Here is a 20,433-nt window from a genome sequence, read left to right as displayed (position 1 = left end):
CGCCTGCCCTACGCGGCGCGGCGGGCAGGGCGATGCGGACGGCTCGGATGCCGGAGGCTCAGGCGCCCACGTGCTTCTTGAACCGGACGATGCTGGAGAACTCGTCGAGGTCGAGGCTCGCGCCTCCGACGAGCGCCCCGTCGACGTCGGCCTGCCGGAGGAACGACGCGATGTTGGCGGCCTTCACCGAGCCCCCGTAGAGGATCCGGGTCGACGCGGCGAGCTCGTCGCCGGCGAGCTCGGCGAGCACGCTGCGCAGTGCGGCGGCCACCTGCTGTGCCTGGTCGGGCGTGGCCGCCGTGCCGGATCCGATGGCCCAGACGGGCTCGTAGGCGACCACGAGGCCCTTGCCGGCGTCGACGCCGTCGAGCGCGGCGCGGAGCTGCGACACCGGCACGGCGCTCGCGCCGTGCTGTTCGAGGTCCTCGGCCGTCTCGCCGACGCACAGCACCGGGACGAGGCCGTGGCGATGCGCTGCCTTCACCTTGGCGTTCACCTCCGCGTCGGTCTCGCCGTGCAGCGTGCGCCGCTCGGAGTGGCCGATGATGACGTACCGGCAGTCGAGCTTCGACAGGAATGCGCCGGACACCTCGCCGGTGTACGCGCCTGAGTCGTGCTGCGACAGGTCCTGCGCGCCGTAGGCGATCGGCAGGTCGTCGGCGGTGACGAGGGTCTGCACCGAGCGGATGTCGGTGAAGGGCGGGAACACCGCGACCTCGGCGTCGGCGACGTCGTGCTTCGCGTCGGCCAGAGACCACGCCAGCTTCTGCACGAAGGCGATCGCCTGCAGGTGGTCGAGGTTCATCTTCCAGTTGCCCGCGATGAACGGGGTGCGGTTCACTGCCATCCGAGGACCTCCAGTCCGGGGAGCTTCTTGCCTTCGAGGAACTCGAGGCTCGCGCCTCCGCCCGTCGAGATGTGTCCGAATGCGTCGTCGTCGAATCCGAGCTGGCGCACGGCCGCAGCGGAGTCGCCGCCGCCGACGACGCTGAGGCCGTCGACCTCGGTGAGCGCGGAGGCGACGGTCCGCGTGCCCTCGGCGAACGGGGCGAGCTCGAAGACGCCCATCGGCCCGTTCCAGAAGACCGTCTTCGCGCCGCGGATCCGCTCGGCGAAGGCCGCGGCGGTCACCGGCCCGATGTCGAGGCCGAGCCCGGAGTCGCCGAAGGGCGTCTCCTCGATCGCGTCGGCCGACGCGACCTCGTGCTCGGCCTCCGCCGAGAACGACGCCGCCACGACGACGTCGGTCGGCAGCACGATGTCGACGCCGCGGTCGGCGGCATCCGCGAGGTAGCGCGTGACCGTGTCGATCTGGTCGGCCTCGAGCAGGCTCGAGCCGACCTTGTGACCCTGCGCGGCCAGGAACGTGAAGAGCATGCCCCCGCCGATGAGCAGCGCGTCGACGCGCGGAAGCAGGTGCTCGATCACGCCGAGCTTGTCGGAGACCTTCGACCCGCCGAGCACGACCACGTAGGGGCGCTCGGGGTTCTCGGTGAGGCGGTCGAGCACGTCGAGCTCGGTCGCGATGAGCAGGCCCGCGGCGCTCGGCCGGAGCTGCTCGAGCTCGTAGACGCTCGCCTGCTTGCGGTGCACGACGCCGAAGCCGTCCGAGACGACCGAGTCGGCGAACTCGGCGAGCCGGCCGGCGAACGCCGTGCGCTCAGCCTCGTTCTTGCTGGTCTCGCCGGGATTGAACCTGAGGTTCTCGAGGACGAGGACTTCGCCGTCGCCCAGCGCGGCCACCTTCGCGGCAGCGTCCTCGCCGACGGTGTCCGACGCGAAGGCCACGGGGGCGTCGAGCAGCTCGCCGAGCCGCGTCGCCACGGGCGCGAGGCTGTACTTCGCGTCGGGAGCGCCGTCGGGGCGGCCCAGGTGCGAGACGACGATGACCTTCGCACCCTGTTCGACGAGCGCGGTGAGGGTCGGGACCGACGCGCGCACGCGGCCGTCATCCGTGATGACCCCGTCCTTCAAGGGGACGTTGAGGTCGCAGCGGACGACGACACGCGTGCCGGCCAGCGGACCCAGGGACTCGATGGTTCGGAGGGTCACTGCGTCGCGCCTCAGAGCTTCTCGGCCACGTACTCGGTGAGGTCGACGAGGCGGTTCGAGTAGCCCCACTCGTTGTCGTACCACGCCGAGAGCTTCACCTGGTCGCCGATCACGCGCGTCAGACCGGCGTCGAAGATCGACGAGTGCGGGTCGGTGACGATGTCGCTCGAGACGATCGGGTCCTCGGTGTACTTCAGGATGCCCTTCAGCGGACCCTCGGCGGCCTTCTTGTAGGCGGCCTTGACCTCGTCGACGGTGACCGGCCGCGAGGCGGTCACGGTGAGGTCGGTGATCGAACCGGTGGGGACGGGCACGCGCAGCGCGAAGCCGTCGAGCTTTCCGACGAGCTCGGGCAGCACCAGGCCGATGGCCTTCGCGGCACCGGTCGAGGTCGGCACGATGTTGATCGCGGCGGCACGGGCGCGGCGGAGGTCCTTGTGCGGGCCGTCCTGCAGGTTCTGGTCGGCGGTGTACGCGTGGACGGTGGTCATGAGACCCCGCTCGATGCCGAACTCGTCGTTGAAGACCTTCGCGAGCGGCGCGAGGCAGTTCGTCGTGCACGACGCGTTGGAGATGATGTGGTGCGTCGCGGGGTCGTACGAGTCCTCGTTGACGCCCATCACGAACGTGGCGTCCTCGTCGGTCGCCGGGGCGGAGATCAGGACCTTCTTGGCGCCGGCATCGAGGTGCTTGCGCGCGTCGGCCGCCTTGGTGAAGAACCCGGTCGACTCGATGACGATGTCGACCCCGAGGTCGCCCCAGGGCAGGTTCGCGGGGTCGCGCTCGGCGAACGCCCTGATCGGGGTGCCGTTGACGATGAGGTGCTCGTCGTCGTAGTCGACGGTCGCGTCGAGGCGGCCCGTGATCGAGTCGTACTTGAGCAGGTGGGCGAGCGTCTTGTTGTCGGTGAGGTCGTTCACCGCGACGATCTCGAGGTCGGCGCCCTGGGCCAGGGCGGCGCGGAAGTAGTTGCGGCCGATTCGGCCGAAGCCGTTGATGCCGATCTTTACGGACACGGGAGTCTCCCCTGTTGTGACGGGCGCGATCGCGCTTCGAGATGGATCTGACCGGACGGCGGTGTCCCCGGACGGCGCCCGGGGACACCATCCGCGTTATGACAGTAGCAGCAGCCCTGAGGTCTTCTCAGTCGCCGTGTGGAGGCGCTGCTGGACGTTCGCCCAGTCCACGATGTTCCAGAACGCCTTGACGTAATCGGCCCGGACGTTCTGGTAGTCGAGGTAGTACGCGTGCTCCCAGACGTCGAGCATCAGGAGCGGGACGATGCCGGCCGGGAGGTTGCCCTGCTGGTCGAAGAACTGCACGATGACCATGCGCTGCCCGATCGAGTCCCACGCGAGGACGGCCCAGCCGGAGCCCTGCACGCCCATCGCCGTCGCCGTGAAGTGCGCACGGAACTTGTCGAACGAGCCGAACTCGTCGTCGATGGCGGAGGCGAGGTCGCCGGTCGGCTTGTCGCCGCCGTCCGGCGACATGTTGGTCCAGAAGATCGAGTGGTTGACGTGGCCGCCGAGGTTGAACGCGAGGTCCTTCTCGAGCTTGTTGACGTTCGCGAGGTTGTCCGAGTCGCGCGCCTCGGCGAGCTGCTGCAGCGCGGTGTTCGCACCGGTCACGTAGGCCTGGTGGTGCTTGGAGTGGTGGAGCTCCATGATCCTGCCGCTGATCGACGGCTCGAGCGCGCCGTAGTCGTACGCGAGTTCGGGAAGGGTGTAGTCAGCCATTGCTTCTCCTTGTCAGCAGCCGGGGTGCACCGGACGTCTGCCCGGCGGACCGCGGCCTCCTCGATCCTATGCCCGCGCCGTGCGCGGATGTCGGGGGTTGACGGCCTCGACCGTCGACGCGGCGCACCCGGTCCGGGTCGGTCGACGCGGCGCGCCCGGCTCAGTCGACGTCGAGGTCGGCGGGCAGGCTCGCCTCGGTTCCCGGCACCCCGAGTTCGACGGCGCGCTTGTCGGCCATCGCGAGGAGGCGGCGGATGCGGCCGGCCACGGCATCCTTCGTCAATGGCGGGTCGGCGTGATGGCCGAGCTCGTCGAGGCTCGCGTCGCGGTGGGCCAGGCGCAGCGTCCCGGCGTAGCGGAGGTGCTCGGGGATGTCGTCGCCGAGGATCTCCATCGCACGCTCGACCCTGGCGCACGCGGCGACCGCCGCCTGCGCGGAGCGACGCAGGTTCGCGTCGTCGAAGTTCACCAGGCGATTCGCGGTCGCGCGCACCTCGCGGCGCTGGCGCAGCTCCTCCCAGTTCCGGACCGTGTCGGTCGCGCCCATGAGGGCGAGCATGCTGCTGATCGCCTCGCCGTCGCGGATGACGACGCGGTGCACGCCCCGGACCTCGCGCGCCTTGGCGGAGATGCCGAGGCGTCCGGCCGCACCCACGAGCGCCATGGCGGTCTCGCTCCCCGGGCAGGTCACCTCGAGTGCGGCCGATCGACCCGGGTCGGTGAGGCTGCCTCGGGCGAGGAACGCCCCCCGCCACACCGCCGCGACGTCGTCGCGCGACCCGGTGGTCAGCTTGTTGGGCAGTCCGCGGACGGGGCGTCGCCGGGCGTCAAGCAGCCCGGTCTGGCGGGCGAGGGTCTCGCCGCCGTCGAGCACGCGCACGAGGTACTGGTTGGTGCGCCGCAGGCCGGCGGCGTTGATCACCGAGACGTCGGGGCGGACGCCGTAGAGCTCGCCGAGGTCGCGGGTGACGCGCCTGGCGATGGCGGGCGAATCGAGTTCGGCCTCGATCGCGATCCGTCCGGAGATGATGTGGAGGCCTCCGGCGAATCGCAGCACCGACGCGAGTTCCGCGGCTCGCACCGCGGTCTTGGTCACCTCGGTCCTGGCCAGCTCCTCTTTCACCTCTGCGGTCAGGGCCACGTGGTCGTCCTCTCCTGGGTTCGTGGGGGCGCGGGGCGCCGGGTCATTCGCGTCCGAGGTCGCGGTGCTTGACGCTGACCGCGAGTCCGGGCAGCGCCCGGAGCCGGGCGGCGAGCTCACGCGCCATCGCGACCGAGCGGTGCTTGCCGCCCGTGCAGCCGATGGCGATCGTGGCGTGCCGCTTGTTCTCGCGCTGGTAGCCGGCGAGCACCGGCTCGAGTGCACGGACGTACGCGTCGAGGAAGTCCCGAGCGCCGTTCTGCTCGAGCACGTAGTCGCTCACGGCGGCGTCCTCGCCGGTGAGGTGCCGCAGTCGCTCGTCCCAGAACGGGTTGGGGAGGAACCGGGCGTCGGCGACGAGGTCGGCGTCGGCGGGCAGCCCGTACTTGAACCCGAAGCTCTGCACGGTCACCCGCAGTCCCGCGCGCCCCGCCTCGGCGAAGGTGTCGGTCACGACGTTGGCGAGCTGGTGGATGTTCAGTTCCGACGTGTCGACCAGGATGTCGCTGGACTCGCGGACCTCCGCCAGTCGGGCACGCTCGGCGGTGATGCCGTCGAGCAGCGTGCCGTCGGCCTGCAGGGGGTGCGGCCGACGCACCGACTCGAACCGGCGCACGAGCACGGCATCGTTGGCGTCGAGGAACATCACCCGCACGTTGGCGTGCGTGCGCAGCGCCTGCAGGATCTCGCGCAGTTCGGAGAAGAAGTCGCCGCCCCGGATGTCGACCACGGCGGCGATGCGCGGGAGCGACGTGCCGGCCCGCTCGGCGAGGTCGACGAGGGGCCGGAGCATCTGGGGCGGCAGGTTGTCGACCACGTACCAGCCGAGGTCCTCGAGCGCATCGGCGACGGTGGAACGTCCGGCACCGGACATCCCGGTGACGATGAGCATCTCCTGCCGTTCGCCGTCGGTCATGCGCGCCGCGCTCCCTTCCGTGCGTGATCCCCCCGGAGCATCCAGCCTAGTCGGCCGAATCGGGGGCGTCGCCCCGCAGCCGCGCCCGCACGCTCGCCGCGAGGGCCGGCCCGATGCCCGGCACCTGGGCGATCGCGGCCTCGTCGGCGGCGCGCAGTCGCGACACCGAGCCGAAGTACGTGAGCAGGGACTTCACGCGTGCCGGCCCGAGACCCGGGATCTCGGAGAGCACGGTCGAGATGTCCCGCTTCCGGCGCTGCCGTTGGTGGGTGATCGCGAAACGGTGCGCCTCGTCGCGGATGCGTTGGAAGAGGAAGAGCGCGTCGCTGTTCCGAGGGAGGATCACCGGGAAGTCCGAGTCGGGCGTCCAGATCTCCTCGAGCCGCTTCGCGATCCCGCAGAGGGCGATCCCCTCGACGCCCGATTCGCGGAGCGCGCGCTCCGCCGCCGCGACCTGCGGCTGGCCGCCGTCGACGACCAGCAGGTTCGGCCGGTAGGCGAACTTCTTGCGCCGGCCCGTCGCGGAGGCATCGGTCCGATCCTCGTCCGGGTCGCCGGCCCCTCCGTCGTCGGCTCGGTCGGCGAGGTAGGCCAGGCGGCGGGTCAGCACCTGGTGGATCGAGTCGGTGTCGTCGCTGGAATCGGGGATGGTGAACCGGCGGTACTCGTCCTTGCGCGGCAGCCCGTCCTCGAACACCACCATCGAGGCGACGATGTTGGTTCCGCTGAGGTGCGAGACGTCGAAGCACTCGATGCGCAGCGGCGCGTCATCCATGCCCAGCGCCTCCTGGATGTCCTCCAAGGCTCGCGAGCGCGCGGTGAAGTCGGCGCTGCGTCGGGTCTTGTAGAGAAGGAGGGACTGGCGGGCGTTCTGCGTCGCCGTCTGGAGCAGCGCGGCCTTGTCGCCGCGCTGCGCCGCGCGCAGACGCACCTTCCGACCGCCCCGCTCGCTCAGCCAGTCCGCCAGCGCGTCGGCGTCGTCGGGGAGCGCGGGCACGACGACCTCGGCCGGCGGACGGATGTCGTCGCCGTAGGCGTGCTGCACCACGGAATCGACGAGGTCGCCGAGCTCCATGTCGAGCTCGGTGTCGACCGTCCAGGAGCGCTGGCCGCGGATGCGACCGCCGCGCACGATGAACAGGTGCACCGCGGCGGCGAGCTCGTCGTGGTCGATCCCGAACACGTCGATGTCGACGTGGTCGCGCAGCACCACCGTGCTCTTCTCGAAGAACTGCTCGGCCGCCTGCAGCTGGTCGCGTCGGCGCGCCGCGGTCTCGTAGTCCTGGGCCGCCGCGGCTTCGCGCATCTGCTGGGTGAGGTCGGTGATGATGCGGCGGTCCTGGTTCTGCATGAACGACACGAAGCGCTCGACGTTGACGCGATGCTCCTCGATCGTGACGCGGCCCGAGCACGGTCCGAAGCAGCGGCCGATCTGGCCTGCGAAGCAGGGCTTGCCGGTCTGCATCGCCCGCTTGTAGTCGCTGTCCTTGCAGGTGCGGATCGGGAACAGCTTCAGCATCAGGTCGAGCGTCTCGTTGACGGCCCAGACCTTCGGGTACGGACCGAAGTACCGTGCGCCGCGGATGCCGCGGCGACGGGTGACGATCGCGCGGGGCGCCTCGTCGGCGAGCGTGACCGCGAGGTACGGGTAGCTCTTGTCGTCGCGGTACTTGACGTTGAAGGGCGGGTCGAACTCCTTGATCCAGGTGTACTCGAGCTGCAGGGCCTCGACGTCGTTGCCGACGACGGTCCACTCGACGGAGGAGGCGGTGGTGACCATCCGGCGGGTGCGCTCGTGGAGGGTCCGGAGCGGAGCGAAGTAGTTGGACAGCCGCGCGCGCAGGTTCTTCGCCTTGCCGACGTACAGCACGCGGCGGTCTGCATCGCGGAACCGGTAGACGCCGGGCGCGGTCGGGATCTCCCGCGGCTTCGGCCGGTACGGGACGGTGCCGGCCATCGTCAGCCGACGGCGACGGCCGGCTCGGCCGAAGCCTCGAAGATCTCGCGCAGGAAGTAGCCCGTGTGGCTGTCGTGGTTCTCGGCGACCTGCTCGGGGGTGCCCACGGCGACGACCTGGCCGCCGCCGGACCCTCCCTCGGGGCCGAGGTCGACGATCCAGTCGGCGGACTTGATGACGTCGAGGCTGTGCTCGATGACGATCACCGTGTTGCCCTTGTCGACCAGCTTGCCGAGCACCTTGAGGAGCTTGCGGACGTCTTCGAAGTGCAGGCCGGTCGTGGGCTCGTCGAGCACGTAGACGCTGCGGCCGTTCGACCGGCGCTGCAGCTCGGTCGCGAGCTTCACGCGCTGCGCCTCACCGCCCGAGAGCGTGGTGGCGCTCTGCCCGAGCTGGACGTAGCCGAGGCCCACGTCGACGAGGGTCTTGAGGTAGCGATGGATGGCGGAGATGGGCTCGAAGAAGTCGGCCGCCTCGCTGATCGGCATCTCGAGCACCTCGGCGATGTTCTTGCCCTTGTAGTGCACCTGGAGCGTCTCGCGGTTGTAGCGCTGGCCGCCGCAGACCTCGCACGCGACGTAGACGTCGGGCAGGAAGTTCATCTCGATCTTGATGGTGCCGTCGCCCGAGCACGCCTCGCAGCGGCCGCCCTTCACGTTGAAGCTGAACCGCCCCGGGAGGTACCCGCGGGCCTTCGCCTCGGCGGTCTCGGAGAAGAGGGTGCGGATGCGGTCGAACACGCCGGTGTAGGTGGCGGGGTTCGACCGCGGCGTGCGGCCGATGGGCGCCTGGTCGACGTGGACGACCTTGTCGAGGTGATCGAGGCCGGTGACGCGCCGGTGCTTGCCGGGGACCTTGCGGGCGCCGTTCAGTCGGTTCGCCAGCACCCGGTAGAGGATGTCGTTGACGAGCGAGGACTTGCCCGATCCGCTCACGCCCGTGACGGCGGTGAGCGTGCCGAGCGGGAAAGAGACGTCGACCCCGCGGAGGTTGTTCGCCTGGGCTCCCTCGACGGTGATCACGCGCGACGGATCGACCACGCGCCGGGTCGGGGGGATCGCGATCTCCTTCCGGCCGGAGAGGTAGTCGCCCGTCAGGGAGGCGCGGTTGTCCACGAGATCGGCGTAGCTGCCGCTGTGCACGACCGTTCCGCCGTGCACGCCTGCGCCCGGGCCGATGTCGACGATCCAGTCGGCGGTGCGGATCGTGTCCTCGTCGTGCTCGACGACGATGAGCGTGTTGCCGAGGTCGCGCAGCGCGACCAGCGTGTCGATGAGCCGGCGGTTGTCGCGCTGGTGCAGGCCGATGCTCGGCTCGTCGAGCACGTAGAGCACGCCCGTGAGTCCGGAGCCGATCTGCGTGGCGAGCCGGATCCGCTGCGCCTCTCCGCCGGAGAGCGTTCCGGCGGCGCGCGCGAGGTCGAGGTAGCTCAGTCCGACGCGGATCAGGAAGTCGAGCCGGAGCTTGATCTCGCGCAGCACCTGCGCGGCGATCGCCTGCTCGCGGTCGGTCAGCCGGAGGCGGTCCATGAACGCCCGGGCGTCGTGGAGGCTCAGCCGGCACACGTCGGCGATCGACGCGTCGTGGATGCGGACCGCCAGCACCTCGGGCTTCAGCCGGTCGCCGTGGCAGACCGGGCAGGGAACCTCGCGGAGGTACTCGGCCCATCGCGCGCGCTGCACGTCGGTCTCGGCCTGCAGGTACTGCCGCTCGATGTAGGGCACGACGCCCTCGAAGCCCGAGGTGTAGCTCATCTCGCGGCCGTAGCGGTTGCGCCAGCGCACCTTGACCTCGAAGTTGTCGCCCCGGAGGACCGCATGACGGGCTTCGACGGGCAGTTCCTCCCAGGGCGCGTCGAGCGAGAAGCCCAGATCGCGCGCGAGCCCGTTGAGGAGCTTCTCGTAGTAGTTGTAGAGGCTCTTGCCCTGCGAGGTCCACGGCAGGATGACGCCCTCGTTGATGCTGAGCGAGGGGTCGCCGAGCAGCAGGTCCTCGTCGACCGACATGCGGGTGCCGAGCCCCGAGCACTCGGGGCAGGCGCCGAAGGGGGCGTTGAACGAGAAGGTGCGAGGCTCGACCTCGGTCAGGGCGATCGGGTGCTGGTTGGGGCAGCTCAGCTTCTCGGAGAAGGTCTGCCATGCACCGTCGCCCTCACGGTCGACGTAGTTGATCTGGACGACGCCGTCGGTCAGTCGCAGCGCCGTCTCGAGCGAGTCGGTCAGTCGCCCGAGCACCTCGTCGGATGCCACGAGCCGGTCGATCACCACCGAGATGTCGTGCTTGACCTGCTTCTTCAGCGTCGGCGGCTCATCGAGGCGGATGACCTCGCCGTCGACGACGGCACGCGAGTAGCCCTGGCCGGACAGCTCGCGGAAGAGGTCGACGAACTCGCCCTTCTTCTGCGAGACGACCGGGCTGAGCACCTGGAACCGCGTGCCGGCGGGGAGCTCCATCAGCTGGTCGGCGATCTGCTGGACGGTCTGGCGCTGGATGCGCTCGCCGCACACAGGACAGTGCGGCACGCCGATGCGGGCCCACAGCAGGCGCATGTAGTCGTAGATCTCGGTGATCGTGCCGACGGTCGAGCGCGGGTTGCGGTTCGTGGACTTCTGGTCGATGGAGACCGCCGGGCTCAGGCCCTCGATGAAGTCGACGTCGGGGCGGTCGACCTGACCGAGGAACTGCCGGGCGTACGCCGACAGCGATTCGACGTAGCGTCGCTGGCCCTCGGCGAAGATCGTGTCGAACGCGAGCGACGACTTGCCCGACCCCGACAGGCCGGTGAACACCACCATCGCGTCGCGGGGGATCTCGACGTCGACGTTGCGCAGGTTGTGGACGCGGGCACCGCGGACACTCAGGCGCGAATGGGCATCGAGACGTGAAACTGGCACCCTACGAGTGTACGAACGCCCTCCGACACGATCGCCGGGAACGCACGCGCTGAGAGCGAACGGCCGTCGCGCGACTCCCCCGGCACCGCGTCATCTTCCGCGGTCGCCTCCGCGATGGCGCACCGCTCAGCCCAGGTGCCCCGCCTTCTCCATCTGCCGGAGCTCCCGCTTCAGCTCGGCCACCTCGTCGCGGAGGCGGGCCGCGAGTTCGAACTTCAACTCGCCGGCCGCCTCGAGCATCTGCTCGTTGAGGTCGCGGATCAGGTCCTCGAGATCGTTCGCGCCCTCGGCGGCGATCCCCTCGCGCCGCATCGGCACCGGCGAGGACTTCTTCGCGTCCCGCCCGCGGAGCAGCGCCGCCGTGTCGGCCTCCTCGCGCGCGAGGACCTCGGTGATGTCGGCGATGCGCTTGCGCAGCGGCGTGGGGTCGATGCCGTTCGCCCGGTTGTACTCGAGCTGCAGGTCGCGACGCCGGTTCGTCTCGTCGATCGCGAGCTGCATCGACTCGGTCGTCACGTCGGCGTACATGTGCACCTGCCCCGAGACGTTGCGCGCCGCGCGGCCGATCGTCTGGATGAGCGACGTCGACGAACGGAGGAAGCCCTCCTTGTCGGCATCGAGGATGGCGACCAGCGACACCTCGGGCAGGTCGAGTCCCTCGCGGAGGAGGTTGATGCCGACGAGCACGTCGTAGACGCCGGCGCGAAGCTCGGTGAGCAGTTCGACGCGGCGGAGCGTGTCGACATCGGAGTGGAGGTACCGGACGCGCACGCCCGCCTCGGTCAGGAAGTCGGTCAGCTCCTCGGCCATCCGCTTGGTCAGCGTCGTGACCAGCACGCGCTCGTCGCGCTCGGCCCGTGCGCGGATCTCCTCGAGCAGGTCGTCGATCTGCCCCTTCGACGGCTTCACGACGATCTCGGGATCGACGAGGCCCGTGGGACGGATGATCTGCTCCACCACGCCGTCGGCGATGCCCATCTCGTACCGGCCGGGCGTGGCCGAGAGGTAGACGGTCTGGCCGACGCGGTCCTTGAACTCGTCCCACTTCAGCGGCCGGTTGTCGAGCGCGCTCGGCAGCCGGAATCCGTGCTCGACGAGGGTGCGCTTGCGCGACGAGTCACCCTCGTACATGGCGCCGATCTGCGGGACCGTGACATGCGACTCGTCGATCACCACGAGGAAGTCGTCCGGGAAGTAGTCGAGCAGGCAGTGCGGCGCCTCGCCCGGGGCGCGCCCGTCGATGTGCCGGGAGTAGTTCTCGATGCCCGAGCAGAACCCGATCTGCTCCATCATCTCGAGGTCGAAGGTCGTGCGCATCCGGAGACGCTGCGCCTCGAGCAGCTTTCCCTCGCGTTCCAGTTCGCCGAGCCGCTCGTCGAGCTCGTCGCGGATGGTGCCGATGGCCCGCTGCATCACGTCGGTGCTCGCGACGTAGTGCGAGCCGGGGAAGACCGGAACCGAGTCGAGCCTGGCGATGACCGACCCCGTGAGCGGATGGAGGCTGTGGAGCGCCTCGATCTCGTCGCCGAACATCTCGATCCGGATCGCGTGCTCCTCGTAGACCGGGATGATCTCGATCGTGTCGCCGCGGACGCGGAAGGTGCCCCGGGAGAAGTCGACGTCGTTGCGCTGGTACTGCATCGACACGAACTTTCGGATGAGCCAGTCGCGGTCGACGCGCTGGCCGACCTGGAGCGGCATCATCGCGTTGAGGTACTGCTCGGGCGTGCCGAGTCCGTAGATGCAGGAGACCGTCGACACGACGACCACGTCGCGCCGGCTGAGCAGCGAGTTGGTCGTCGAGTGGCGCAGCCGCTCGACCTCGGCGTTGATCGAGGAGTCCTTCTCGATGAAGGTGTCGGTCTGCGGCACGTAGGCCTCGGGCTGGTAGTAGTCGTAGTACGAGACGAAGTACTCGACCGCGTTGTTCGGCATGAGCTCGCGGAACTCGTTGGCGAGCTGCGCGGCGAGCGTCTTGTTGTGCGCGAGCACGAGGGTGGGCCGCTGCACCTGCTCGACGAGCCAGGCGGTGGTCGCCGACTTGCCCGTTCCGGTCGCGCCGAGCAGCACGACATCGGTCTCGCCGGCGTTGATTCGCGCCGCGAGGTCGGCGATCGCCTGCGGCTGGTCGCCGCTCGGCGAGTACTCGCTCACGACCTCGAACGGGCGCACGGAACGGGTCGACTGCATGGGTCCAGTCTAGGTTCGACCTCCGACACCGAGGCTGGGAGCGGGATGCGGCGGCCGGCGGCATCCGCTCGGGATCAGCCCCGGGCTCGACGCGCCCGCTCGATGTCGACCCAGAGCGCGTCGGCCTGGCTCATGGTGTGCGCCAGACTGCCGCCGGTGTCGATCACCACGTCGGCGACGGCACGGCGATCGGCGTCGCCGACCTGCGCGTCGACCCGCGCCTCCGCCTGGATGGGGTCGAGACCGCGCTCGTTCACCAGGCGGTCGACCTGCGCGCGCTTCGGCGCGCTCGTGACCACGACGAGGTCGAACGGGTGGTCGACCTGCGCCTCGACCAGGAGGGGCACGTCGTACACGACGACCGCGTCGGGATCCTCCTCCTCGGCCTTGGCGATGAGACGGCCCGAGAGGTCGCGCACCGCCGGATGCACGATCGCGTTCAGCCGGGCTCGGGCTGCGTCGTCGTGGAACACGATCTCGCCGAGCTTCGGCCGGTCGAGCGTGCCGTCGTGACGGAGCACGCCCTCGCCGAACTCGGCGACGATCGCGTCCAGGCAGGCACTCCCGGGCTCGACGACCCGACGCGCGAGCTGGTCGGCGTCGAGGTGGATCGCGCCGTGCTCGACGAGCCGCCGGGCGACGGTGGACTTTCCGGAGGCGATTCCGCCGGTGAGGCCGATCAGGTACACACGATCACCCTATTGCGTGTGCGACACTCGTCCCCAACCGAGGAGGTCGCATGCTCGAGGTGCTCACGGCGACGGGGCTCGCGCTCTCGGCGGGCCTGAACGCCTGGATCCCCCTGCTCGTGATCGGCGCGCTCGACCGCTTCACCGGCCTGGTCGAGCTCCCCGAGGGGTGGGCCTGGCTGTCGAACGAGTGGGTCCTGCTGATCCTGGCGGTCCTCCTCGTGATCGAGGTCGTGGCCGACAAGGTGCCGGGGCTCGACTCGCTGAACGACATCGTCCAGACCGTCGTCAGGCCCACGGCGGGCGGGCTCGCGTTCGGCTCGGGCGTGGGGGCGTCGACGGTCGCGGTCACCGATCCCGAGGCGTTCTTCTTCTCTCCCGACTGGATCCCGGTCGCCATCGGCGTCGTGCTCGCGCTCGGGGTGCACCTCGCCAAGGCGGCCGCGCGGCCGGTCGTGAACGCGTCCACCGCCGGGGTGGGGGCACCGGTGGCGAGCACGCTCGAGGATGTCGGCAGCGTCTCGCTCTCGTTCGTGGCGATCCTGCTCCCGGCCCTCGTGCTCATCGCGATCGTCGTGATGGCCGTCCTCGTGGTCGTGCTCCTGCGTCGGCGCGGCGACCAGCGTCGCGAGCGGCGACGGCGGCGCGATGCCGCGACCTCCGGGACCTGACTCCCGCGCCGGGCCGGGAACGCCGGAAGGCCGACCCCCGAGGGGACCGGCCTTCCGTTCGATTCGCCGTTCGAGCGGTGGAATCAGTTGCTCGAGAGCTTCTCGCGCAGCGCGGCCAGCGAGGCGTCGTCGGCAAGCGTGCCCGCACCGGCGGACTCGCTCGAGAACGACGAGCCGCCCGACGAGAACGAGTCGTCCGAAGCCTGGGCCGCGAGCGACGCGGCGACCTGCTTCTTGTGCGCCTCCCAGCGAGCCTGGGCCGCAGCGTACTCCTGCTCCCACTTCTCGCGCTGGGCGTCGAAGCCCTCGCGCCACTCGTTGGTCTCGGGGTCGAAGCCCTCGGGGTACTTGTAGTTGCCCTGCTCGTCGTACTCGGTGAGCATGCCGTAGAGCGCCGGGTCGAACTCGGTGCCCTCGGGGTCGACGCCCTCGTTCGCCTGCTTCAGCGAGAGCGAGATGCGGCGGCGCTCGAGGTCGATGTCGATGACCTTGACGAAGACCTCTTCGCCGACCGAGACGACCTGCTCGGCCAGCTCGACGTGGCGGCCCGACAGCTCCGAGATGTGCACGAGGCCCTCGATGCCGTCCGCGACGCGGACGAACGCGCCGAAGGGAACCAGCTTGGTGACCTTACCCGGGGTGACCTGGCCGATGGCGTGGGTCCGGGCGAAGACCTGCCACGGGTCCTCCTGGGTCGCCTTGAGCGACAGTGAGACGCGCTCGCGGTCGAGCTCGACGGAGAGCACCTCGACGGTGACCTCCTGGCCGACCTCGACGACCTCGGACGCGTGCTCGATGTGCTTCCACGAGAGCTCCGAGACGTGGACGAGACCGTCGACGCCACCGAGGTCGACGAACGCACCGAAGTTGACGATCGACGAGATGACGCCCTTGCGGATCTGGCCCGGGTGGAGGTTCTGGAGGAAGGTCGAGCGCGACTCCGACTGGGTCTGCTCGAGGAGGGCGCGACGCGAGAGGACCACGTTGTTGCGGTTCTTGTCGAGCTCGAGGATCTTCGCCTCGATCTCCTGGCCGAGGTACGGCGTGAGGTCGCGGACGCGACGCAGCTCGATGAGCGAGGCCGGGAGGAAGCCGCGGAGGCCGATGTCGACGATGAGGCCGCCCTTGACGACCTCGATGACGGTACCGGTGACGACGCCGTCGTTCTCCTTGATCTTCTCCACGTCGCCCCACGCGCGCTCGTACTGCGCGCGCTTCTTCGACAGGATCAGACGGCCTTCCTTGTCCTCCTTCTGGAGGACGAGGGCCTCGACGGTGTCGCCGACCTCGACGACCTCGCTGGGGTCGACGTCGTGCTTGATGGAAAGCTCGCGCGAGGGGATGACGCCCTCGGTCTTGTAGCCGACGTCGAGGAGGACCTCGTCGCGGTCGATCTTCACGACGGTGCCCTCGATCAGGTCGCCGTCGTTGAAGAACTTCAGGGTCTTCTCGACCGCGGCGAGGAAATCGTCAGCAGATCCGATGTCGTTGATTGCGACCTGCTTGGGCGCCTTGGTCGTTGCGGTTGTCATGTAGTGGATGCTCCGTTAATGGACAGAATCGGGCCCGATGCGGAATGAGCGTGTTCTTGGTGATCCGCGGCGGGCATGCGGACAGGAATGTCACACGAGTGACACCTCATCCTATCCGCATCCGCAGCCCGGGGGCAACCGGAGGCCGCGGCGGCACGCCGTCGACCCCCTCGGCGGCGCGACTCACCCCACCAGCGCGCCCCGGAGCGTGTCGAGGCCGACCCCGCCGAGGGCGAGCGCTCGCGAGTGGAAGGAGCGGATGTCGAAGTCCGCGCCCTCACGGCGTCGCACCTCGTCGCGCAGCCCCTCCCAGATGCGCTGTCCGACCTTGTAGGACGGCGCCTGTCCCGGCCAGCCGAGGTAGCGGTGCACCTCGAATCGCACGAACTCGGCGGGCATGTTCACGTTGGCGCCGAGGAACTCGAACGCGTACTCCCCCGTCCAGGCGCCGGCCCCGTCGGGGCGCGGCTTGCCCAGGTGCACGCCGATGTCGAGGACCACTCGAGCGGCGCGCATGCGCTGGCCGTCCAGCATGCCGAGCCGATCCGCGGGGTCGTCGAGGTAGCCGAGCTCCTCCATCAGCCGCTCCGCGTAGAGCGCCCATCCTTCGGCGTGACCCGACGTGCCGGCCAGCTGGCGGCGCCAGGTGTTGAGCAGGCCGCGGTTGACGACGGCCTGGCCGATCTGCAGGTGGTGACCGGGCACCCCCTCGTGGTACACCGTCGTCTTCTCGCGCCACGCGTCGAACTCGGTCACGCCCTCCGGCACCGACCACCACATGCGGCCCGGCCGGCTGAAGTCGTCGCTCGGGCCGGTGTAGTAGATGCCGCCTTCCTGCGTGGGCGCGATGAGGCACTCGAGCGTGCGGATCTCGTCGGGGATGTCGAACTGCGTCGCGCCGAGCTCCGCGACCGCCTGGTCGCTGGTCTCCTGCATCCAGCGACGCAGCGCCTCGGTGCCGACGAGCTTGCGGGAGGAGTCGGACTCGAGGTGCGCGACCGCCTCCTCGACGGAGGCGCCCGGGAGGATCTCGCGCGCCACGGCCTCCTGCTCGGCGACCATCCGCGCGAGCTCCTCGATGCCCCACTCGTAGGTCTCGTCGAGGTCGACCTCCGCCCCGAGGAAGCGACGGGACTGGAGTGCGTAGGCATCGCGTCCGACCGCGTCCTCCGGCGTGGAGTGCGGAGCGAGCTCGTCCTCCAGGAACGCGGCGAGGCGTTCGTACGCGGAGGCGGCGTCGGCCGCGCCCCGCTCGAGCTCGCCGCGGAGCGCGTCGCCCGCGACCGGCTCGGCCCCGGCGACGAAGGCGGGGAAGAACCCGTCGGCCCGGGCGGTGCGGCGCGCCTGCTCGGCCACCTCGCGAACCTGCCGGACCGCGGGCACGGTGCCGCGCTCGATCCCCAGGCGCAGGGTCCGGACGTACCCCTCGACCGCGGCCGGGACCGCGGCGAGTCGGGTGGCGATCCGCTCCCAGTCCTCGACGCGCGCCGTCGGCATGAGGTCGAACACGTCGCGGATCTCCTGGGCGGGACTCGCGATGACATTGAGGTCGCGGAGGTGGAGGCCGGCCGCGTCGGACTCCAGCGCGAGGTCCAGCTCGCTGCCGAGGTCGGCGACCGTGATGCGGTCGATCTCGTCGACGGGCCGGGCGGCCCGCAGCGACCGCAGCGCCGAGCGCACCGCGTCGACGCGGGCGTCGTGCCCCTCCGGCGAGAAGTCGGGCAGGCGATGGTCCTGCTCGGTCCGTCCGATGTAGGTCGCGGTCGCGGGGTCGATCTCGACGAGCGTGTCGACCCACGCCTCCGCGACGCGGTCGACCTCGGTGGGCGTGCGATCAGCGTTGGCCATGCGCGCGAGCCTAGACGAGCGGATGACGCCGCCGCCAACCTCCGAGCACTCCTCGACTCGCGACGGCGGCCGACTCCACGTCAGTGGGCGGCGTCCTCCCAGTCGCGCCCGCGCCCGACCTGCACCTCGAGCGGCACGAGCAGGTCGGCCGCGCCGGCCATCCGATCGTGCACGATCGCCTCGACCTCGTCGCCCTCGCCGCCGGCGATCTCGAAGATGAGCTCGTCGTGCACCTGCATGAGCATGCGCGAGCGCAGCTCGCGCGCCTGCAGCTCGCGCTCGACCCCGATCATCGCGAACTTCATGATGTCGGCCGCAGAACCCTGGATCGGCGCGTTCAGGGCGGCGCGCTCGGCGTTCTCGCGGAGCACCCGGTTGGGGCTGTTGAGGTCGGGGAAGGGGCGCCGGCGCCCGAAGATCGTCTCGGTGTAGCCGTCGACCTTCGCCTGCGCGACGACGCCGCGGAGGTAGTCGCGCACGGCGCCGAATCGCTCGAAGTAGTCCTTCATGAGCTGCGTCGCCTCGCCGCGGTCGATGCGGAGCTGCTTCGACAGGCCGAACGCGCTGAGGCCGTAGGCGAGCCCGTACGACATCGCCTTGACCTTGGTGCGCATGACGGGCGTGACGTCGGCGGGGTCGACGTCGAAGATGCGGGCGCCGACGAAGCGGTGCAGGTCCTCACCCGAGTGGAAGGCCTCGATCAGGCCGGGGTCCTGCGACAGGTGCGCCATGATGCGCATCTCGATCTGCGAGTAGTCGGCCGTGAGCAGCTCCGCGTAGTCGGAGCCGTGGGTGAAGGCGGCCCGGATGCGGCGGCCCTCCTCGGTGCGGACCGGGATGTTCTGCAGGTTCGGGTCGGTCGAGGAGATGCGCCCGGTGGTGGTGCCCACCTGGACGTAGCTCGTGTGCACCCGCCCGTCGGACTGGATCGACTTGTCGAGCGTCTCCACGATCTGGCGCAGCTTCGTCGCGTCGCGGTGCTCGAGCAGCAGGCCCAGGAAGGGGTGCGGGTTCGTCTCCTGCAGGTCGGCGAGGGCGCCGGCGTCGGTGGAGTAGCCGGTCTTCGTCGCACGGGTCTTCGGCATGCCGAGCTGGTCGAACAGCACCTCCTGCAGCTGCTTGGGCGAGCCGAGGTTCACCTCGCGACCGATCTCGGCGTACGCCGACCGGGCGAGCGATGCCGCCCGCTCGCCGAGCTGGGACGAGAGTTCGGCCAGCTTGTCGTGCTCGACGGTGACGCCCCGCAGCTCCATCTCGGCGAGGATGCGGACCACCGGGATCTCGAGGTCGGCGAGCACGCGCCGCGACCCCTCGGACAGCGCGGCCAGCACGAGCGGCGCGACGCGCAGCGAGTACCAGGCGAACTCGGGCGGCCCGGCGGTCGACTCCGCATCGGGGACGAGCTGCGACGGGTCGGCCATCGGGATCGTCTCGCGGAGGTAGCGCGAGACGAGGTCGGCCAGGTCCTTCTCGGCGAGGCTCGGTCGGACGAGCCATCCGGCGACGAGCGTGTCGACCACGAGCCCGTCGAAGGCCAGGCCCGAACGGCGCATGGCCTTCAGCTGCGGCTTCGCGTCGGTCATGACCTTCGGCGCATCGCTCGCCAGCCAGGCCTCGAACGGTGCGAGGTCGGGCCGGCCGGAGGTCCACGCCAGCGCCAGCGATTCGGTGGACGACGCGACGCCGGCCCCGATCACCCGCCCGTCGAGCACCTCGAGGCTGAGGCCCAGGCCCGCCGGCTCGGCCGCGACGGCGCGATCGAACCACGCCGCGAGCTCGTCGCCGCGGAGCGACTGCGGCTCCGGGGCGGTCGCCGCCGGCTCCGGCTCGGCCGCCAGGGCCGCCGACCCGTCGGCGGTGACCCCGTTGCCCTCGTTCGCCATCTTCACCACGCGCTCGAGCAGCGTCTTGAACTCGAGCCGGTCGAACAGCTCGCGCACGGCGGCCTCGTCCATCGGCTTCGCCGCGAGCTCGTCGAGCTCGACGTCGAGTTCGAGGTCGCGCACGAGACGGTTCAGCCGGCGGTTGCGCACGGCGTTCTCGCGCTCGCGTCGCAGGTTGTCGCCGACCACGCCCTTGATCTCGTCGATGTGCTCGAGGATGCCGTCGAGGCTGCCGTAGAGCCCGAGCCACTTGACGGCGGTCTTCTCGCCCACCTTGGTGATGCCCGGCAGGTTGTCGCTCGTCTCGCCGACCAGCGCGGCGACGTCCGGGTACTGCTCGGGCCGCACGCCGTACCGTTCGAGCACTGCATCGGCGTCGTAGCGCTTGAGCTGCGAGACGCCCTGCACGTTCGGGTAGAGGAGCGTGACGTCGTCGTCGACGAGCTGGATGGTGTCGCGATCGCCGGAGACGACGAGCACCTCGTAGCCGGCGGCGGAGCCGCGCGAGGCGAGCGTGGCGAGGATGTCGTCGGCCTCGTAGTCCTCCTTCTCGAGCACCGTGATGCGCATGGCGCGCAGTGCGTCCTTCAGCAGCCCGATCTGGCCCTTGAACTCGGACGGCGTCTCGCTCCGGTTCGCCTTGTACTCCGCGTAGTCGCGGGTGCGGAACGACTGTCGAGACGTGTCGAACGCGACCGCCAGGTGCGTCGGCTTCTCGTTGCGCAGCAGCATGAGCAGCATGGAGAGGAAGCCGTGGATGGCGTTCGTGTGCTGGCCGTCGCGGGTGCTGAAGCTGTCGACGGGAAGGGCGTAGAAGGCGCGATAGGCGAGCGAGTGCCCGTCGACGACGAGGAGGGTGGGCTTTGCAGGGGTGGGGTCCGACACCCCCCAAGACTACAAGCGGGCGCCGACACGGCCCGC

At 70.2% G+C, this 20,433-nt stretch carries 14 protein-coding genes; 1 reads left to right on the top strand and 13 read right to left on the bottom strand.

Features of this window, described 5'->3' with window-relative positions:
- Positions 1 to 58 precede the first annotated feature (58 nt).
- The 10 genes from tpiA to coaE form a co-directional block, all read right to left on the bottom strand.
- Positions 59 to 847: a triose-phosphate isomerase gene (gene tpiA, locus ACUY4T_RS02280; RefSeq protein WP_446017265.1), complete on the bottom strand. Its 789-nt coding sequence runs from the start codon at positions 845 to 847 to the stop codon at positions 59 to 61.
- Positions 838 to 2,052 (bottom strand): phosphoglycerate kinase, encoded by a 1,215-nt coding sequence (locus ACUY4T_RS02275; RefSeq protein ID WP_446017264.1) that lies wholly within the window; start codon positions 2,050 to 2,052, stop codon positions 838 to 840. The genes tpiA and ACUY4T_RS02275 overlap by 10 nt, the downstream gene beginning before the upstream one ends.
- Positions 2,053 to 2,063: 11 nt before the next feature.
- Complete coding sequence (gap, locus tag ACUY4T_RS02270; protein ID WP_446017263.1) at positions 2,064 to 3,068, bottom strand: type I glyceraldehyde-3-phosphate dehydrogenase; 1,005 nt, start codon at positions 3,066 to 3,068, stop codon at positions 2,064 to 2,066.
- A 96-nt stretch (positions 3,069 to 3,164) separates the two neighbouring features.
- Positions 3,165 to 3,791 carry a superoxide dismutase gene (locus tag ACUY4T_RS02265; protein ID WP_446017262.1) on the bottom strand — a complete coding sequence of 209 codons (627 nt, stop codon included), beginning with the start codon at positions 3,789 to 3,791 and terminating at the stop codon, positions 3,165 to 3,167.
- A 160-nt stretch (positions 3,792 to 3,951) separates the two neighbouring features.
- Complete coding sequence (gene whiA / locus ACUY4T_RS02260) at positions 3,952 to 4,932, bottom strand: DNA-binding protein WhiA (protein WP_446017261.1); 981 nt, start codon at positions 4,930 to 4,932, stop codon at positions 3,952 to 3,954.
- Between the two features lie 43 nt (positions 4,933 to 4,975).
- On the bottom strand, positions 4,976 to 5,848 hold the full coding sequence (gene rapZ, locus ACUY4T_RS02255; RefSeq protein ID WP_446017260.1) for an RNase adapter RapZ: 873 nt from the start codon (positions 5,846 to 5,848) through the stop codon (positions 4,976 to 4,978).
- A 46-nt stretch (positions 5,849 to 5,894) separates the two neighbouring features.
- Positions 5,895 to 7,805: an excinuclease ABC subunit UvrC gene (gene uvrC, locus ACUY4T_RS02250; RefSeq protein ID WP_446017259.1), complete on the bottom strand. Its 1,911-nt coding sequence runs from the start codon at positions 7,803 to 7,805 to the stop codon at positions 5,895 to 5,897.
- A gap of 2 nt (positions 7,806 to 7,807) precedes the next feature.
- A complete protein-coding gene (uvrA, locus tag ACUY4T_RS02245) occupies positions 7,808 to 10,699 on the bottom strand; it encodes an excinuclease ABC subunit UvrA (RefSeq protein WP_446017258.1) in 2,892 nt (963 codons plus the stop codon).
- 126 nt (positions 10,700 to 10,825) lie between these two features.
- A complete protein-coding gene (gene uvrB, locus ACUY4T_RS02240) occupies positions 10,826 to 12,889 on the bottom strand; it encodes an excinuclease ABC subunit UvrB (RefSeq protein WP_446017257.1) in 2,064 nt (687 codons plus the stop codon).
- A 74-nt stretch (positions 12,890 to 12,963) separates the two neighbouring features.
- A complete protein-coding gene (gene coaE, locus ACUY4T_RS02235) occupies positions 12,964 to 13,578 on the bottom strand; it encodes a dephospho-CoA kinase (RefSeq protein ID WP_446017256.1) in 615 nt (204 codons plus the stop codon).
- A 50-nt stretch (positions 13,579 to 13,628) separates the two neighbouring features.
- On the opposite strand from coaE, the gene ACUY4T_RS02230 reads away from it, so the two are divergent.
- A complete protein-coding gene (locus ACUY4T_RS02230) occupies positions 13,629 to 14,249 on the top strand; it encodes a DUF4126 domain-containing protein (protein ID WP_446017255.1) in 621 nt (206 codons plus the stop codon).
- An 83-nt stretch (positions 14,250 to 14,332) separates the two neighbouring features.
- On the opposite strand, the gene rpsA is transcribed toward ACUY4T_RS02230, so the two are convergent.
- From rpsA to polA, 3 genes are all read right to left on the bottom strand, one after another.
- Positions 14,333 to 15,781, bottom strand: coding sequence for a 30S ribosomal protein S1 (gene rpsA / locus ACUY4T_RS02225; protein WP_446017254.1), 1,449 nt, complete (start codon positions 15,779 to 15,781; stop codon positions 14,333 to 14,335).
- Positions 15,782 to 15,964: 183 nt separating this feature from the next.
- A complete protein-coding gene (locus tag ACUY4T_RS02220; RefSeq protein ID WP_446017253.1) occupies positions 15,965 to 17,629 on the bottom strand; it encodes a DUF885 domain-containing protein in 1,665 nt (554 codons plus the stop codon).
- 80 nt (positions 17,630 to 17,709) lie between these two features.
- The gene (gene polA / locus ACUY4T_RS02215; protein WP_446017252.1) at positions 17,710 to 20,397 is read right to left on the bottom strand and encodes a DNA polymerase I; all 2,688 of its coding nucleotides are present in this window, start codon (positions 20,395 to 20,397) and stop codon (positions 17,710 to 17,712) included.
- Positions 20,398 to 20,433 lie beyond the last annotated feature (36 nt).

This window comes from Agromyces arachidis (assembly GCF_052805135.1).
Note: the sequence above shows the minus strand (reverse complement) of the source record. Positions and strands in the feature narration are given on the sequence as shown.

Excerpts from the sequence above, each read along its gene's own strand:
- ACUY4T_RS02265 (WP_446017262.1), bottom strand. The coding sequence starts at position 3,791 with ATGGCTGACTACACCCTTCCCGAACTCGCGTACGACTACGGCGCGCTC.
- rapZ (WP_446017260.1), bottom strand. The coding sequence starts at position 5,848 with ATGACCGACGGCGAACGGCAGGAGATGCTCATCGTCACCGGGATGTCC.
- tpiA (WP_446017265.1), bottom strand. The coding sequence starts at position 847 with ATGGCAGTGAACCGCACCCCGTTCATCGCGGGCAACTGGAAGATGAAC.
- uvrB (WP_446017257.1), bottom strand. The coding sequence starts at position 12,889 with ATGCAGTCGACCCGTTCCGTGCGCCCGTTCGAGGTCGTGAGCGAGTAC.
- uvrC (WP_446017259.1), bottom strand. The coding sequence starts at position 7,805 with ATGGCCGGCACCGTCCCGTACCGGCCGAAGCCGCGGGAGATCCCGACC.
- ACUY4T_RS02220 (WP_446017253.1), bottom strand. The coding sequence starts at position 17,629 with ATGGCCAACGCTGATCGCACGCCCACCGAGGTCGACCGCGTCGCGGAG.
- ACUY4T_RS02230 (WP_446017255.1), top strand. The coding sequence starts at position 13,629 with ATGCTCGAGGTGCTCACGGCGACGGGGCTCGCGCTCTCGGCGGGCCTG.
- rpsA (WP_446017254.1), bottom strand. The coding sequence starts at position 15,781 with ATGACAACCGCAACGACCAAGGCGCCCAAGCAGGTCGCAATCAACGAC.